The sequence below is a fragment of the Olivibacter sp. EAT-5 genome, assembly GCF_044784325.1.
Taxonomy (GTDB): domain Bacteria; phylum Bacteroidota; class Bacteroidia; order Sphingobacteriales; family Sphingobacteriaceae; genus Olivibacter; species Olivibacter oleidegradans.
Genome location: NZ_CP173028.1, coordinates 1925025 through 1939333 on the forward strand (window position 1 = coordinate 1925025; position 14309 = coordinate 1939333).

The window sequence follows — 14309 nt, forward strand, 5'->3', positions numbered from 1 at the left end:
AGCTAAGCTAACCGATAAACTTTCATATAAAGGAAAGTTTGGCTAAGTTTGCTAACGATAAAAACTAGACAACATGTATACAGGACTTAAACATTTACATTCGGGGCTGCGCTATGTGGTTCTTTTATTGTTAATATTAGCGATTATTTCAGCGATAAGCGGATTGGCTGGAAAGAAACCCTACACAGAAGGAAACCGTAAATTGAATTTATTTACCTTAATTTCGGGCCACATCCAGTTATTGATAGGTTTAGCACTGTATGCAATGAGCTCGATGGTTACGTTTAACGATATGAGCAACGTCATGAAAACTGCGAACCTGCGTTATTGGACAGTGGAACATATTAGTATGATGGTATTGGCCATTATATTAATAACCGTAGGGCATTCCAAATCAAAAAAGGCGATGGATGCCTCCGCTAAACACAAGTCTATTGCTGTATTTTACACGATTGCTTTGGTTATTATACTGGCCGCTATTATGATGGCTGTTGGAAAAGGCTTTATAACCTTCTGGGGATTCTAAAGGCTTGAGCCTTTTTATGTTAACTTTAGTCAAAAAAATTTGAAATATTAAAATTTTATAGTAGGTTTGCTTTATCATGACAATCGATACTACAATACGCAACTGGTGGTGGCCTGTTAAAGAACAGCGCCGGGAGCATATATAATGGCATAGATTGATCAACCAAAGCCGAAACTTATAAACCCGACGCATATACGTCGGGTTTTTTTGTGCTTATGATTACAGCAATGTTAACAATTTAAGAATGGAGACATATCAATTAAAGACGAGATTTAAAAAGTTATTAGCGGACACGACCACACCGGTGAGTATATATTTACGATTGCGGGACGTTTTTCCCAATAGTCTACTGTTGGAAAGTTCAGATTACCACAGTCGCGAAAATAGCATGAGTTATGTTTGTTGCAGTCCAATAGCTGGTATCAGCCTCAATGAAAAGCAGTTAAATATGTATTTTCCCGATGGCCAAAAACGCAGCAAGCCGGCAGATGCCGTTAATTTAAGAGAAGAAGTTTCCAATTTTCGCCGGTCTTTCGCGGCTGATAACCTTGATGATTTCAAATTTATTACGAACGGGTTATTTGGATATTTCACCTTTGATACCGTTGCTCATTTCGAAGATATCACTTTAAAGACACCTATTGATGAAGCACGAAATATTCCTTTTCTGCAGTATCACGTCTATCGTTATGTGATTGCCATCGACCATTTCCGTAATGAGCTCTATGTGTTTGAGCATTATTTGGGTGAACCTGAGGAAGACGGTTTGAGCAAAATCCAGTACTTGATTCAAAATAAAAATTTTCCTGAATACAAATTTGAGCTTAATGGCGAGGAGCGTTCCAATAAAACGGATGAGGAATACAAATCATTGGTTGAAAAAACGAAAGAGCATATCTTCCGAGGAGATGTGTTTCAGATTGTTCCGTCGCGAGCTTTTAGTAGGCCGTTTTTAGGAGACGAGTTTAACGTTTACAGAAGCTTACGTTCCGTGAACCCTTCTCCGTATTTATTTTATTTTGACTATGGTAACTTTAAATTATTCGGCTCTTCGCCGGAAGCCCAACTGACAATTAAGGGGAATGAGGCGTCCATTTATCCTATTGCAGGAACTTTCAAAAGAACGGGAAATACTATAGAGGATCTTCGAGTTGCGGAAGCTTTGAAGAACGACCCTAAGGAAAGTGCAGAGCATGTTATGTTGGTTGATTTAGCACGGAACGACTTAAGTAGGCACTGCATCGATGTGGAAGTTAGATCCTTCAAGGAGGCGCAATTCTATTCGCATGTCATTCACCTCGTTTCGAAAGTGAGTGGAACCTTACAGGACGGGGCTAATCCTTTTGATGTGGTAGGCGATACCTTTCCGGCCGGAACCTTGAGCGGTGCACCCAAACATATGGCCATGCAGTTGATCGATCGCTACGAGAAACAACAACGTGGATTTTATAGTGGCGCCATCGGCTTTATGGGTTTCAATGGAGATTTCAATCATGCGATCATGATCCGAACTTTTTTGAGCAAGAATAATAGATTGCACTACCAAGCTGGGGGTGGTGTGGTAGCAGACTCGTCGGCAGAAGGCGAATTAAATGAAGTTAATAATAAAATAGCCGCTCTCAGAAAAGCGTTAACTTTAGCCGAAGAGCTCTAGGCTGTTGATAAGAAATAGTTAAGTAGTGAAATGGCGAGGTAGCTGAGGCTGATTGCTGATAGCTAAAAGCCGATAGAAATGAATAAATAAGCTGACAGCAGATTGCTGAAGGCTAAACGCTGATAAAAACAACAATGACGCAGAAAAAACTTGCTACTGAACCAAAGATACTGGTGGTAGATAATTACGATTCTTTTACCTTTAATTTAGTGCATCTGCTGCAAGAATGTGGCTTGGATTGCACAGTGGTTAGAAATGACAAATTTCGCATCGAAGAGGTGGCGGCTTATGATAAAATTTTGCTTTCGCCCGGGCCCGGGATTCCGGAAGAAGCCGGGCTCCTCATGGACGTTATTCGTACTTATGGTGCATCTAAAAGTATTCTCGGTATCTGTTTGGGACAGCAAGCAATCGCTGAAGTATATGGAGGGAAACTATTTAATCTTAAAAGGCCTGTGCATGGTACCGCAACTCCCTTAAAGATTCTAAAATCAACGGAACCGTTATTTAAAGGCTTGCCCGAACGCTTTAACATTGGTCGTTATCATTCTTGGGCCGTAGCACAGGAACAATTTCCCGAAGAGCTTGAGATAACCGCTGTCGATGATGAGGGGGTGATTATGGCCTTGTCTCATCGCTATTATGATGTAAAGGGTTTACAGTTCCATCCTGAATCTGTTTTAAGTGAGCACGGAAAACAAATGATCGCCAACTGGTTGAATAATTAATCGGCATACAATGAATATACTGGATAAGATTATAAGCAGAAAAAGAGAAGAACTATTAATTGCTAAACAGCAAGTAACAATAGATGACCTGATGCGTCGGCCACTTTTCGATCGTACTTGTTACAATCTCAGAGACTCGGTACTTGATCCGCAGAGAACCGGCATTATTGCAGAATATAAGAGAGCCTCTCCATCAAAAGGCGTAATCAATGATCAGGTTACCGTTGAAGAAGTTACCAGGGGATATGCAGAGGCAGGTGCCTCCGCCATTTCAGTTTTAACAGATCGTGATTTCTTTAAGGGCAGTTTACAAGATTTAATAAAAGCTCGGGAAACGGTGAATGTACCTTTGTTACGAAAAGATTTTATCATTGACGAATATCAGATAGCCGAAGCAAAAGCATATGGTGCCGATATCATATTGTTAATAGCCGCTGTTTTAAATAATGAAGAGGTGGAATCGCTGGCCAAATATGCTAAAAACTTAGGTTTGAATGTGCTTTTAGAAGTACATAACCAGCAGGAGCTGGAAACGAATTTATTCGACACGGTAGATGCTATTGGCGTAAACAACCGAAACCTTAAAGATTTTACAGTATCAATTGATCATTCGTTAGCGCTGGTGAACCGCATCCCGGAATCCTTTGTTAAAGTTTCGGAAAGCGGCATAAGCGATCCTCTTGTTATTAAGCAATTGAAAAAGGCGGGTTTTCAGGCGTTCTTGATCGGTGAAAACTTCATGAAAACAACGGACCCTTCAGCATCGATTAAACAGTTCGTGAACGAATTATAATTTACGCAGTCGATTGCTTTACACAAAAAGATGAACATCTGCCAAAAAGCTAGTCAATTTATTATGAGGTATATAATATTTCGTTATTTTTGCGTCTCACCTTAAATGAAACTATCCTCAAAAATGGCTAGATTAAATCTATTGGAAGAAACGCGTTTCGAGAAACTCCCCGTAACCGTTTACAAAAATTCAAAGGCAGCCTCATTAGCTGTCGCTGCTCGTATTGCAACCCTAATTAAAGAAAAGCAAGAAAAAGGTGAGCAGGCCGTATTAGGTCTCGCTACAGGTGCAACTCCTGTTCAAGTTTATGCAGAGCTCGTGCGACTTCACCGCGAAGAAGGACTAAGCTTTCAAAACGTTACTACTTTTAATTTGGATGAATATTATCCCATGCAACCCGACTCTGCCCAGAGTTATGTTACCTTTATGAACAAAAACTTATTTGATCATATCGATATTAAGCGGGAAAATATTAACATCCCTGATGGAACACTCGATCTATCGGACATACCGACCTATTGTATGGAGTATGAGCGTAAGATCAGTGAACTGGGTGGTTTGGATTTTCAACTTTTAGGAATCGGTAGAACCGGCCACATAGGTTTCAATGAGCCTGGTTCGGCCCCGAATTCAGGTACCCGTTTGGTTACTTTGGACGACCTTACCCGTCGAGATGCGTCTCGCGATTTTGGGGGGAAGGAGAACGTGCCAACGAAGGCTATTACTATGGGTATCGGTACCATTTTTAAGGCTCGCGAAATCATTTTGATGGCTTGGAGTCCTGTTAAGGCCGAAATTGTTAAAAAGGCAGTGGAGGGGGAAATGTCTTCGGATGTGCCCGCAACCTTCCTTCAGCTTTCTGATAATGTTGAATTCGTTTTGGATGAGGGAGCCGCAAGTGAATTGACTCGTTTCAACACGCCTTGGTTGGTCAAAGACTGTGTTTGGAACTCTAAAACCATAAAAAAGGCAGTAATTTGGTTGGCCCAAACGGTTAAAAAGCCAATTCTCAAATTAACCGAAGAAGATTACAACAACCATGGCATGGCGCAATTGGCCACGGAAAAAGGGCCGGTTTATAACATTAATATAGATATTTTTAATCAGCTTCAACATACGATTACCGGTTGGCCGGGAGGGAAACCTAACGCGGATGATAGTCAGCGTCCTGAACGTGCAGTGCCTGCGAGGAAAAATGCGATTATCTTTTCACCACACCCGGATGATGACGTAATTTCTATGGGTGGTACTTTTATACGTTTGGCTGATCAGGGACATAATGTACACGTTGCTTATCAGACTTCCGGGAACACAGCTGTTTGGGATGATGATGTCTTACGGTATATAGAATTTGCTACTGACTTTACAAAGTCGCTGAATTTAGGGACGGAAAAATTAGAAGCATTATATAACGAAACCCGAAGATTTATAGCAGCCAAAAAACCGAACCAAATTGATACAGAAGAAATCCGTACCATTAAGGGGCTAATTCGTAAAGGAGAAGCAATAGCGGGTGCCCGATTTGCCGGTCTGCCTGACGAAAATATCCATTTTCAGGATTTACCTTTTTACGATAGGGGCAAATTTTCAAAGGTTGTATCTTATGAGGACGATATCGTAAAGACGATGGAGTTATTGCAGCAAATCAAACCGCATCAGGTTTTTGCAGCCGGTGATTTTGCCGATCCGCATGGAACGCATAAAGTTTGTTTCGACATTATTTTGGAAGCGTTGACCCGATTAAGTAAAACGGAGGAGTGGACAAAAGATTGCTGGTTGTGGCTATATAGAGGGGCATGGCACGAGTTTGAGATTCATGAAATAGAAATGGCCGTTCCCTTGTCACCACAAGAAGTGATTCGGAAACGCCACGCTATTTTTAAACATCAATCACAAAAAGATCTGCCTGTGTTTCCGGGAGATGATGCTCGTGAGTTCTGGGTACGTGCCGAGGATAGAACCAGTGAAACGGCGAGAAAATACGATGAACTAGGTTTAGCGGATTATGAAGCCATTGAGGCTTTTGTTCGCTGGAAATTTTAATGAATACAGATTGGGTTTGTTTAAGTATCTATTGAGATGCTTGAACAAACCTCAATCTAATATTGTAATTCGCCTTTCAAATTAACGCGAACATGAAAGGGCTGTAAATACGTGTCAACTAAAACTGCAAATTCTCTACGACTTAGTTTTCGTTCCGGATCGTAAGAACCTTTAAATTTAAAGCGTTTTATCCAACCTTTCTCAACTTCAGCATTTAACTCCTCTCCCCTATTGGCAACATACTTTATTAAATCCAATAAGTCACTTAACTTAAATACCGGGATATCTTTGTCTTTAAACCATATCTGACTTCTGGTATATAACTGTTTGATGGGAAATTCGACTTCTTTTGAAGACACCAGGCTGTCGGGAGAAAACTGAAAAGAGTTTTCGTTATTTTTATAGACACCCCGCAGGATACCAGTGGCTCCAACTCGTTGGATCTGCGGGTGATGTACATCGGATAAACGGATGTCCTGAAAAGGCATCATAAAACTCTTAAAGGCTAAAAGCTCGCCCTGTAATGTCCTGACATTAATTTTGTCAGAGGTAGTATTAAAAAAAGCACAGTAAGCTGCTGCAGCACCGCAGGCTTGTGCGCGCAACATCAATAGCGGTATCCGCTCTATATTATCGGGGGATAATAGCTTCTCATTCGGTTTTGTTGAGAAATAGTTTCTTAGTGAACTGTCGGGCAACAGATTGCTTAGCGGTATATTGAAAATCTGTTTTCCTATTTGTCCGACAGCAATCCCCGTTCTGTATAAAGATGAATCATAGTTGATTTGCTTAACCAGTTCAGAAGGAAAATATTCCTTATCTTTAATATCCTTTTCCTTTAATAAACTTAATAGCGAAGCTTTATCGGTAGCATCTACTATGGCCCTTACTTTTATTTTTTCCCTGTTGCTTAGTGTGATCTGCCATCCTTTACCCGATTTCTCTATAGCAGAAATCGTAAGATTTTTTTTATAAGATAATCGCTTAATCGTGTCTGCGCTGTTTTCAAAAACGTTTTGTGCTATTCTAGGCGCTATATGTTTTTTTGCAGCAAATAATGCAGAATCCGAGATTTCTTTAACATTAGCAATTCCCTTTAAAAAAAATGCCCAGGTCCCAACATCGAGTAGGTGATTGGATAAAATGCTTTTCGTTTCACCTTGTATTAGCGCCCCTCCTATATTGGTTGAATCTACTATCCAATAAGTTTCAACACCGGATTGTGCAGACTGCATGGCTGCAGAAAAAGCATCGGCTCCATGTCCGTATACCAGTACTTGTGGCTTAGGGGGCTTTTTACTTTTTTGTGCCGTTCCCTGAAAGGGTATTGAACAGCATAAAATCAAGAAGAAAAGTCTATTTACCATCTTGCATAGAATGAATTGCTGTTAGGTCTGTTCCGTTTGCCTGCAAGTTACGCAGATGATGAATAATTTCCAATTCTAAATGACTATCGGGAATAATACCTAAAGATAAGTGGGATTGCTTTGGGAGCTCCCTTGGTCGGTTTTACTTAAAAATAGAACGATTATTTTAATCAACTTTTCTTGATAAAAGTTGAGCAAAATCAAGGCTCATGTAGGCTACCTTGCAACCGATGGCAAAGCATCGCTGGCGCGTATTGGAGCCGTTTCACTTCCTCAATCCGCTTGGATATTGCCGTATGAACAGACATGCAAATGCTTTGCGGCTCGTTACGTCGGTATCCTCCAAGGCCATTCTTCCAGCGCACAGGGCTAATATTTAGGGCTGAAGAAATAATACGTCCGGTTAAAAGTAAAAGCCCAACGTTCTGCTAAAATATCACCTAGGAAATTTGCGGTTTGCACGTTGAGGCACTACTTTTATAGCAAAGTTCCAAGTGATGAGTTTTTGGTTACTTTTTGCGGAAACCACGAAGTAGCATGAGTGCCTTTTAAAACAAACGATAACGAATAAAAGTGACAAAAAAAACGTTCCTTTAATATAAACAATTCATCTATGTGTTAAATCGATCCCTGTTTTAGGGCAAAAAGCCGATAGTCATATTCTTCTAATACTAACACCAAACATACATGAAAAGCGAAATCTCTAAATAATTCATTTAAGCGATAAGCAAACTATTTATTAACAATCACTGTTATATACTTAGTTTGAAATATCATATCAGGAAATTATGAGTACATCTGCATCTATGACGCCACTTTCACAGGTTATGAATAAATTAGCCGCTAAAGGATATGGCGAAGAAATCACGATAAAAAAAGAAGGGGCTTATTTGGGTAACCTGAAATCGCCCGTTTACCAACCACAAGACTTAACCATTGTTCGAAATTACCGTTTTGAAGGGGAAAGTGATCCTGCCGATATGTCTGTTTTATACGCTATAGAAACGAACGATGGTAAAAAAGGATTTCTTTTAAATGCCTATGGCACCTATTCAGATCAAGATGCTGCCGATTACGATGCATTCATACTCGATGTACCTATTGACGAGAAAGCAGAGCTGGAAGAATTGGGGAATTAGTTCATAATTGATCCGGGATAACGAATAGGTAGCAACTGACTGCTGATAGCCGATGCCAACTACAAATAAACGCCTTTTTTATCAATAAAGTCCAATACTTTATCCGGTAAAAAATACTTTACGCTTTTATGATCTTTTATGGCATTTCGAATAAAAGTGGATGATATTTCCATTAACGGCGTTTCAGTAAAAGTAATTCGGGGATGTTCCGCCCATTCGCCCGCGTCATAACCAGGTCTTGGATATACATAAACGAAAAAATCACGTAAAATGATTTCGTAGTTTTTCCACTTCTTCAATGTAACTAGGTTGTCGGAACCCATAATCAAAACGAAATCTTTGGTAGGGTAACGTTCCTTGAGGTGGATTAAGGTGTCAATGGTATAGGAAGGTTGCGTAAGACGGAATTCAATATCACTTGCTCGTATGCGGTCTGTATTATCAATGGCCAAGTTTACCATTTCCAATCGATCATACATATTCAGAAGGCTATCCTTCCTTTTTAGTGGGTTATGCGGTGAAACCACCAGCCACACCTCCGAAAGGTCGGTATAATTGGCCATGTAATTAGCAATAATTAAATGGCCAATATGAATAGGATTAAATGAACCAAAAAAAAGTCCTATTTTCTGCATTCCGTTAATCGCCTTATTTCAAAAAATCAAGCAATAATTCAGACGCCTCTTGGCACGCTTTGTCAAGATCGTCATTTTTTAGGATAACATCAAACTTCTCTGCATAAGCCAATTCTTTCCCGGCCTTTTCAATGCGCTCCTTAAGTTTCTCTTCTGTATCCGTTCCTCTTCCACGTAATCTTTCTACCAACACATCCAATGAAGGCGGCTGTACAAAAATTGCAAGCGCATTTTCGCCGAATTTTTTCTTTAAATGCAAGCCTCCAATGACATCAATATCGAAGATAACCGCTTTTCCTTCCATCCAAATGCGTTCTATTTCAGCACGTAGTGTACCATAAAAAGTGCCGGAATATACCTCCTCGAATTCTACAAACTCCTTTTTTGCAATGCGGTGTAAGAACTCTTCTTTAGTGATGAAGTAATAATCCTTTCCATTCACTTCGCCATCACGGGGCTCTCTTGTGCTAGCAGAGATTGAAAAGGCAATCTTGTCATTAAATTTTTCCAGTAACCACTTTACTATTGTTGTTTTTCCAGCGCCTGAGGGTGCGGAGAAGATAATTAGCTTTCCTTCCATCCGGTAATGACAAGTTTATTCTATAAAATATTTAGTAATTGTTCCTTAATTTTTTCCAGCTCTTCCTTCATTTGAACAACCGTCTGCTGAATCTGCGCGTTATTTGCCTTCGATCCAAGCGTATTGATTTCACGTCCCATCTCCTGGGAGATAAAACCTAATTTTTTTCCATTTGCATCCGGTGCAGTCAGGATCTTACCAAAGTACTCGCAATGGCTTCGCAATCTGACCTTTTCCTCTGTTATATCTAACTTATCAATATAATAAATCAACTCTTGTTCGAAACGATTTTTATCAACATTTTCTCCGCCTACGGCCTCTTCCATATAATTACTGATACGTTCTCTGATTAATGGAATCCGAGCTACTTCTTGGCTTTCTACGGTTAATAGAAGCTCCAAAATGGTTTGGTTTCGTTTAAAAAGATCATCTTTGAGAACTTTTCCTTCATCCGACCGAAATTGTTGGAATTTCTCCAATGCTAAATAAAATGTATCCAGCAAATCTTGCCATTCTTCTTCATCGGCAGCCTCTTCGGCGTAGCTTATGACCTCCGGCAAATTCAGTGCTAATTCGAATATATTTTCCGTAGGATCGCCAAGGTCTGTTGCAATGGCTTTTAGTTGGTGATAGTAATTTTTCAACAAACCGCCATCAATGGTGGCCGCCTTCGCTGCGGCATCGGCATATTCGACGTTGACCGTTATATTGACCTTCCCCCGTTCAATCAGTTTAGTACACTCGTTACGAAGGAATAGCTCTTTTTCAGAGAAAGTTTTAGGTAACTTCAGATTAAGTTCTAAATATTTTGAGTTTAGCGACTTAATTTCTACCGTATATTTCGCTTTGGCACTTTCTTTGGTCCCTAAACCAAATCCGGTCATTGATTTTATCATATGCAAACTTAGATAAAATGCTTGACATTTGCGAACATCAGGTAATGATATCGTTGTTCATCGTAGGTAATTAGCTAATGGGATCATAATGACGGGACAACTGTCGGTAACTGATAGTCACTAGCTAATTTAACATTTTTTAGCACTATTAATGCAAATGATTTGTTATGTTTACCGAGGAGAAGTATGGAGCGCAAAAAACACTTTAAAAGCATATATAACACCGTTCTGACACTATTTTTACTTAGTTTGGGCTCCTTGGTACACGCGCAGGAGACACTTGAAGGAATAGTTCTGGAGAAAGGCACCCCAAAGAGAGTCGCGGAAGCTACAATTACTAATAGAAGGACCTTGGAGAAAGCGATTTCAAACAGTGAGGGCGGTTTTGTCATTCCTGCTAAGGCTGGGGATACGCTTATAGTTACTAAGTATGCCTATTCATCAGAGTATTATCGTATTACCGATCCCAAAAATATTGTGGTAAGTTTAAATCCCACCATTGAATTGGAAACGGTCACGGTTACGGGCAAAACCAGAAAAGAAGAGCTTCAGGATATATTGGAGGATTACGAAAAGCAGACACCCTATGGGGCTCGCAAGCCTAAGGCATTGGCCTACTTCTTTAATCCATTAAGCGCTTTGTATGGTACTTTCAGTCGGTCAGCAAAGAATGCCAGAAGATTCAACAATTATGCGCAGAATGAAATAAAAGAGACTGAGGTCGATAAAAAATTCAATAAATATAATGTTGGCGAGATTACCGGTTTGCAGGGAGATGATCTCATGAATTTTATGTCGCTCTACCGTCCGAGTTACGAGCAGTGTAGGTACTGGAATGAGTACGATATTCGGGATTATCTAAAGGCGTCTCTGGAAAAATTTGAACGCGATGGTAGACCAAAGGCAGAAACCTTGCCGAAGATTCCCATTCCTGAACAACAACTCAATAAAAAGGAATACTAGTTCGTTTGCAAGAGCTGTTTGATTTGTCATTTTCAAACAGCTCTTCTCAGAGATTTAGTAGCCAAAAAGCGTTTTCAGATCAAGCTCTTGCACCTTCCCATATGCTGCGAGATCCGTGTTTTTCACACGTTCTCTGCTTCCTACGATGCAATATGAATAGGCCTTTCCCTTAAACTCACTACGATGAAAATACTGCAGGTCCGAAAAATTCATATCTTTCACTTCATTATATACTTTCTTACGCATATCATAATCGACACCTAATCGCTGCGCATTTAAGAAAGAATAAATAATGCCATCTTCTGTAATACGGCTGGTTTCGAGCGACCTGAGTAACCCTTCTTTGCTGGTATTGAAGACTTTTTCAGAGGCAGGCAAATCGTGGAGCAGCTCGTTCATTCCTGATATAGCCTCCTTCAGTTTATCCGCCTGTGTGCCTACGTAAGCCAGAATACTGTAACGATCATCCTTCTTACTCGGAGAAGAGTAAACCGCATAGGTAGAATAGGCAAGTGCTTTAGATTCCCGAATCGTTTGAAAAACAATACCGCTCATCCCGCCACCAAAATAGTTATTAAAAAGTTGAATAACCGCCGTTTTATCCGGATCATACACATCAGAATTTCTGAACCAATCGATTTCAGCTTGTACCATATCATAATGTGCAAAATATACTTTTGATTCATTCTGCGTCGTCTTTTCGAACTTTACCGGAGCTGGATAAGCCTTTAGGGGACTGGCTGTAACATGCAAAGCGCTTAATTCACTGCTTAGCGATGCCGTACTCTTAGGGCCATAGTAGATAACCTGATGTTCGTAGTTTATCAGATCGTGCAAAATATCCGTTAATTCACCGGCTTGAACTGCTTCCAGTTCTTCATCTGTTAACACGTAATTAAATGGATTTTTTGCACCATACTGGGCGTAACTCACCAAGCCTTTTAAGATAGCACTTTTATCCAGTTTAGCATCCTCACGTGCTTTCTTCAGACGCGATTTTAAACGCTGCCAAGCTTGTTCATCCGGCTGGCAATTTTTCAATAAATCCTCCAGTAACCCGACCGCTTGTCCGAAATTCTCCTGCAAACCATCTAAGCTAATGGAGCTAACTTCCGAAGAAACGTTAACATCAAAGGATGATGCAATTTGATAAAAGGCCTTACTGATATCCTCTGCGCTTTTTGTCGATGTACCAATATATTGTAAATATTCGGCGGCAATGGGCAGTAATTTGTTGTGATAGCTACCCATTTCTAATCGATAGCTCAAGCGGAAAATATCGTTCGTTTTATTTTCCACCGACAAGAGCGTTAGCCCATTAATTCGGTCTCGATTAATATCTTTGCCGTAATCGATCCACATAGGAGCGACCGGTGTTTCCGGCATCTCATTCACTTGCTTCAAAAAAGCAGATTGAGCATCTCTGTTCACTTCAACCGGTGTAATTGCCGGTTTCTCAACTTTCTTTATACTTTTATCCTCCCCCTTCTTCTTATAGACGGCGACATAATTATTATTTAAGTATTTCTTTGCGAAAAGCATGATGTCTTGCTTCGTGATTGTCGCCAGTGTACTGTTATAAGCGACCATTCGTCGCCAATCTATATCCGATGTAAAGGCATCCATCAGGCTGCTTGCTCTGGATCTGTAGCTTTCGTTCGACTCGATAGTATACTTTTTGGCGTTATTAAGGATGCCAATTAAAAGCTCATCAGAGAACATGCCTGTTTTGAGCTTTTCAATCTCGTCCAGCATCAGCTGTTTTACCTCATCCAATGATTGACCTTTCATAGGCCTTCCTTGCAAGAGTAGCGTACTATAATCTTTGAGTACATAAGGAAAGGCTGCGGCAGAAAGCAGGCGTTGTTTTTTAACTAAATTGAGATCGAACAGACCGGCGTTACCATTGGTAAGAATGCTTCCGATCAGCTCTAGTAATTGGGTGTCCTTACTCTGAGATCCCGGAAAGCGGTAGCCAATCATCACACTTTCAGGTGTTGGCCCAACCACTTCCTTAAGAATTGGTGTTACCATTTCCTTTTCAGGTTCAAAGTGGTAGGCCGGTACTTCTTTCTCCTTCATAAAGGAAAAGCCAGTATCGATTTTTTTTATCACGAGATCTGGATTAAAATCTCCCGACATAATGATGGCCATATTATTGGGGACATAGTATGTTCGATAATAATCTCTGATTGCAATTAAAGAAGGATTCTTTAAATGTTCGATCGTCCCAATGGTTGTTTGCTTACCATAGCTGTTTGGAAATAGATTTTCAAACATGGATTCGAATACCTTAGTGCCATCATTATCCAAGCCCCTGTTCTTTTCTTCATAGACAGCCTCCAATTCGGTGTGAAAAATTCTGAAAATCGGATTCCGAAATCGCTCCGCCTGTACGGCTAAAAACTTATCGATGGACGAAGAGGGGATGTTTTCGATGTAAACGGTCTGTTCAAATGATGTAAAAGCGTTGCTCCCTTGCGAGCCCATGTTGGCCATCAACTTATCATATTCATTAGCGATAGCGAATTTTGCCGCTTCACCTGAAACCCGGTCAATTTCGGTATAAATCGCTTTTCGTTTCGCTGAGTCGGTTGTTGAATTATATTGCTCATATAATTTATCAATCTGGTTTAGCAAAGGCTGTTCTTTCGACCACGTTAAGGTTCCAAATTTGTCCGTACCTTTAAAGAGTAGATGCTCAAGATAGTGCGCTAAACCGGTATGGCTTGCCGGGTCCGTTTTACTTCCTGCTTTGACCGCTATATAGGTTTGAATTCGTGGTTCTTTCGTAGAAGGGCTTAAAATTACGGTAAGACCGTTCTTTAAGGTATAAAATCTAGACTGCGTGGGGTCGTTTGTGACGTAACGGTAAGTATAACCGTCGCTAGTAGCGGTCTTCCATTCGTATGCCTGCTGCCCGAATAAAGTGCCTATGCCTATAAAAAGAAATAGAATGGATAGTATATTTGTATGTTTCATATG

Annotated in this window: 12 protein-coding genes; 7 read left to right on the top strand and 5 right to left on the bottom strand. The window is 40.3% G+C overall.

Features of this window, described 5'->3' with window-relative positions:
- Positions 1-73 precede the first annotated feature (73 nt).
- From ACH11B_RS07835 to nagB, 5 genes are all read left to right on the top strand, one after another.
- Positions 74-526, top strand: coding sequence for a cytochrome B (locus ACH11B_RS07835; protein ID WP_130854520.1), 453 nt, complete (start codon positions 74-76; stop codon positions 524-526).
- Between the two features lie 244 nt (positions 527-770).
- Positions 771-2180: an anthranilate synthase component I family protein gene (locus ACH11B_RS07840; RefSeq protein ID WP_130854519.1), complete on the top strand. Its 1410-nt coding sequence runs from the start codon at positions 771-773 to the stop codon at positions 2178-2180.
- Positions 2181-2314: 134 nt separating this feature from the next.
- Positions 2315-2908, top strand: a complete 594-nt coding sequence (locus ACH11B_RS07845) for an aminodeoxychorismate/anthranilate synthase component II (protein ID WP_013664796.1) — start codon at positions 2315-2317, stop codon at positions 2906-2908.
- Positions 2909-2918: 10 nt separating this feature from the next.
- Positions 2919-3701 carry an indole-3-glycerol phosphate synthase TrpC gene (trpC, locus tag ACH11B_RS07850; RefSeq protein WP_130854518.1) on the top strand — a complete coding sequence of 261 codons (783 nt, stop codon included), beginning with the start codon at positions 2919-2921 and terminating at the stop codon, positions 3699-3701.
- A 123-nt stretch (positions 3702-3824) separates the two neighbouring features.
- Positions 3825-5744, top strand: a complete 1920-nt coding sequence (gene nagB, locus ACH11B_RS07855) for a glucosamine-6-phosphate deaminase (RefSeq protein ID WP_013664798.1) — start codon at positions 3825-3827, stop codon at positions 5742-5744.
- Positions 5745-5800: 56 nt separating this feature from the next.
- Here nagB and ACH11B_RS07860 read toward each other — a convergent pair whose 3' ends face one another.
- Positions 5801-7111, bottom strand: coding sequence for an FAD-dependent oxidoreductase (locus tag ACH11B_RS07860; RefSeq protein WP_377613212.1), 1311 nt, complete (start codon positions 7109-7111; stop codon positions 5801-5803).
- A gap of 788 nt (positions 7112-7899) precedes the next feature.
- On the opposite strand from ACH11B_RS07860, the gene ACH11B_RS07865 reads away from it, so the two are divergent.
- Positions 7900-8250: a hypothetical protein gene (locus tag ACH11B_RS07865; RefSeq protein WP_013664800.1), complete on the top strand. Its 351-nt coding sequence runs from the start codon at positions 7900-7902 to the stop codon at positions 8248-8250.
- 59 nt (positions 8251-8309) lie between these two features.
- Here the strand turns inward: ACH11B_RS07865 and nadD are convergent, their stop codons facing one another.
- From nadD to ACH11B_RS07880, 3 genes are read right to left on the bottom strand one after another with little or no spacing between them, the layout of a single operon-like run.
- Positions 8310-8885: a nicotinate (nicotinamide) nucleotide adenylyltransferase gene (gene nadD / locus ACH11B_RS07870; RefSeq protein WP_013664801.1), complete on the bottom strand. Its 576-nt coding sequence runs from the start codon at positions 8883-8885 to the stop codon at positions 8310-8312.
- A 13-nt stretch (positions 8886-8898) separates the two neighbouring features.
- Positions 8899-9465: a guanylate kinase gene (gmk, locus tag ACH11B_RS07875; RefSeq protein ID WP_013664802.1), complete on the bottom strand. Its 567-nt coding sequence runs from the start codon at positions 9463-9465 to the stop codon at positions 8899-8901.
- A gap of 20 nt (positions 9466-9485) precedes the next feature.
- Entirely contained in the window at positions 9486-10361 is an 876-nt protein-coding gene (locus ACH11B_RS07880; RefSeq protein WP_377613213.1) for a YicC/YloC family endoribonuclease, read from the bottom strand.
- 186 nt (positions 10362-10547) lie between these two features.
- On the opposite strand from ACH11B_RS07880, the gene ACH11B_RS07885 reads away from it, so the two are divergent.
- On the top strand, positions 10548-11324 hold the full coding sequence (locus ACH11B_RS07885; RefSeq protein ID WP_013664804.1) for a hypothetical protein: 777 nt from the start codon (positions 10548-10550) through the stop codon (positions 11322-11324).
- 54 nt (positions 11325-11378) lie between these two features.
- Here the strand turns inward: ACH11B_RS07885 and ACH11B_RS07890 are convergent, their stop codons facing one another.
- Complete coding sequence (locus ACH11B_RS07890) at positions 11379-14306, bottom strand: insulinase family protein (RefSeq protein ID WP_377613214.1); 2928 nt, start codon at positions 14304-14306, stop codon at positions 11379-11381.
- Between the last annotated feature and the right edge of the window lie 3 nt (positions 14307-14309).

Bases quoted from the DNA above. Each gene is read 5' to 3' on its own strand.
- ACH11B_RS07885 (WP_013664804.1), top strand. From the start codon at position 10,548: ATGGAGCGCAAAAAACACTTTAAAAGCATATATAACACCGTTCTGACA.
- ACH11B_RS07880 (WP_377613213.1), bottom strand. From the start codon at position 10,361: ATGATAAAATCAATGACCGGATTTGGTTTAGGGACCAAAGAAAGTGCC.
- ACH11B_RS07860 (WP_377613212.1), bottom strand. From the start codon at position 7,111: ATGGTAAATAGACTTTTCTTCTTGATTTTATGCTGTTCAATACCCTTT.
- ACH11B_RS07865 (WP_013664800.1), top strand. From the start codon at position 7,900: ATGAGTACATCTGCATCTATGACGCCACTTTCACAGGTTATGAATAAA.
- nadD (WP_013664801.1), bottom strand. From the start codon at position 8,885: ATGCAGAAAATAGGACTTTTTTTTGGTTCATTTAATCCTATTCATATT.
- ACH11B_RS07890 (WP_377613214.1), bottom strand. From the start codon at position 14,306: ATGAAACATACAAATATACTATCCATTCTATTTCTTTTTATAGGCATA.
- ACH11B_RS07835 (WP_130854520.1), top strand. From the start codon at position 74: ATGTATACAGGACTTAAACATTTACATTCGGGGCTGCGCTATGTGGTT.
- nagB (WP_013664798.1), top strand. From the start codon at position 3,825: ATGGCTAGATTAAATCTATTGGAAGAAACGCGTTTCGAGAAACTCCCC.
- ACH11B_RS07840 (WP_130854519.1), top strand. From the start codon at position 771: ATGGAGACATATCAATTAAAGACGAGATTTAAAAAGTTATTAGCGGAC.
- gmk (WP_013664802.1), bottom strand. From the start codon at position 9,465: ATGGAAGGAAAGCTAATTATCTTCTCCGCACCCTCAGGCGCTGGAAAA.
- ACH11B_RS07845 (WP_013664796.1), top strand. From the start codon at position 2,315: ATGACGCAGAAAAAACTTGCTACTGAACCAAAGATACTGGTGGTAGAT.
- trpC (WP_130854518.1), top strand. From the start codon at position 2,919: ATGAATATACTGGATAAGATTATAAGCAGAAAAAGAGAAGAACTATTA.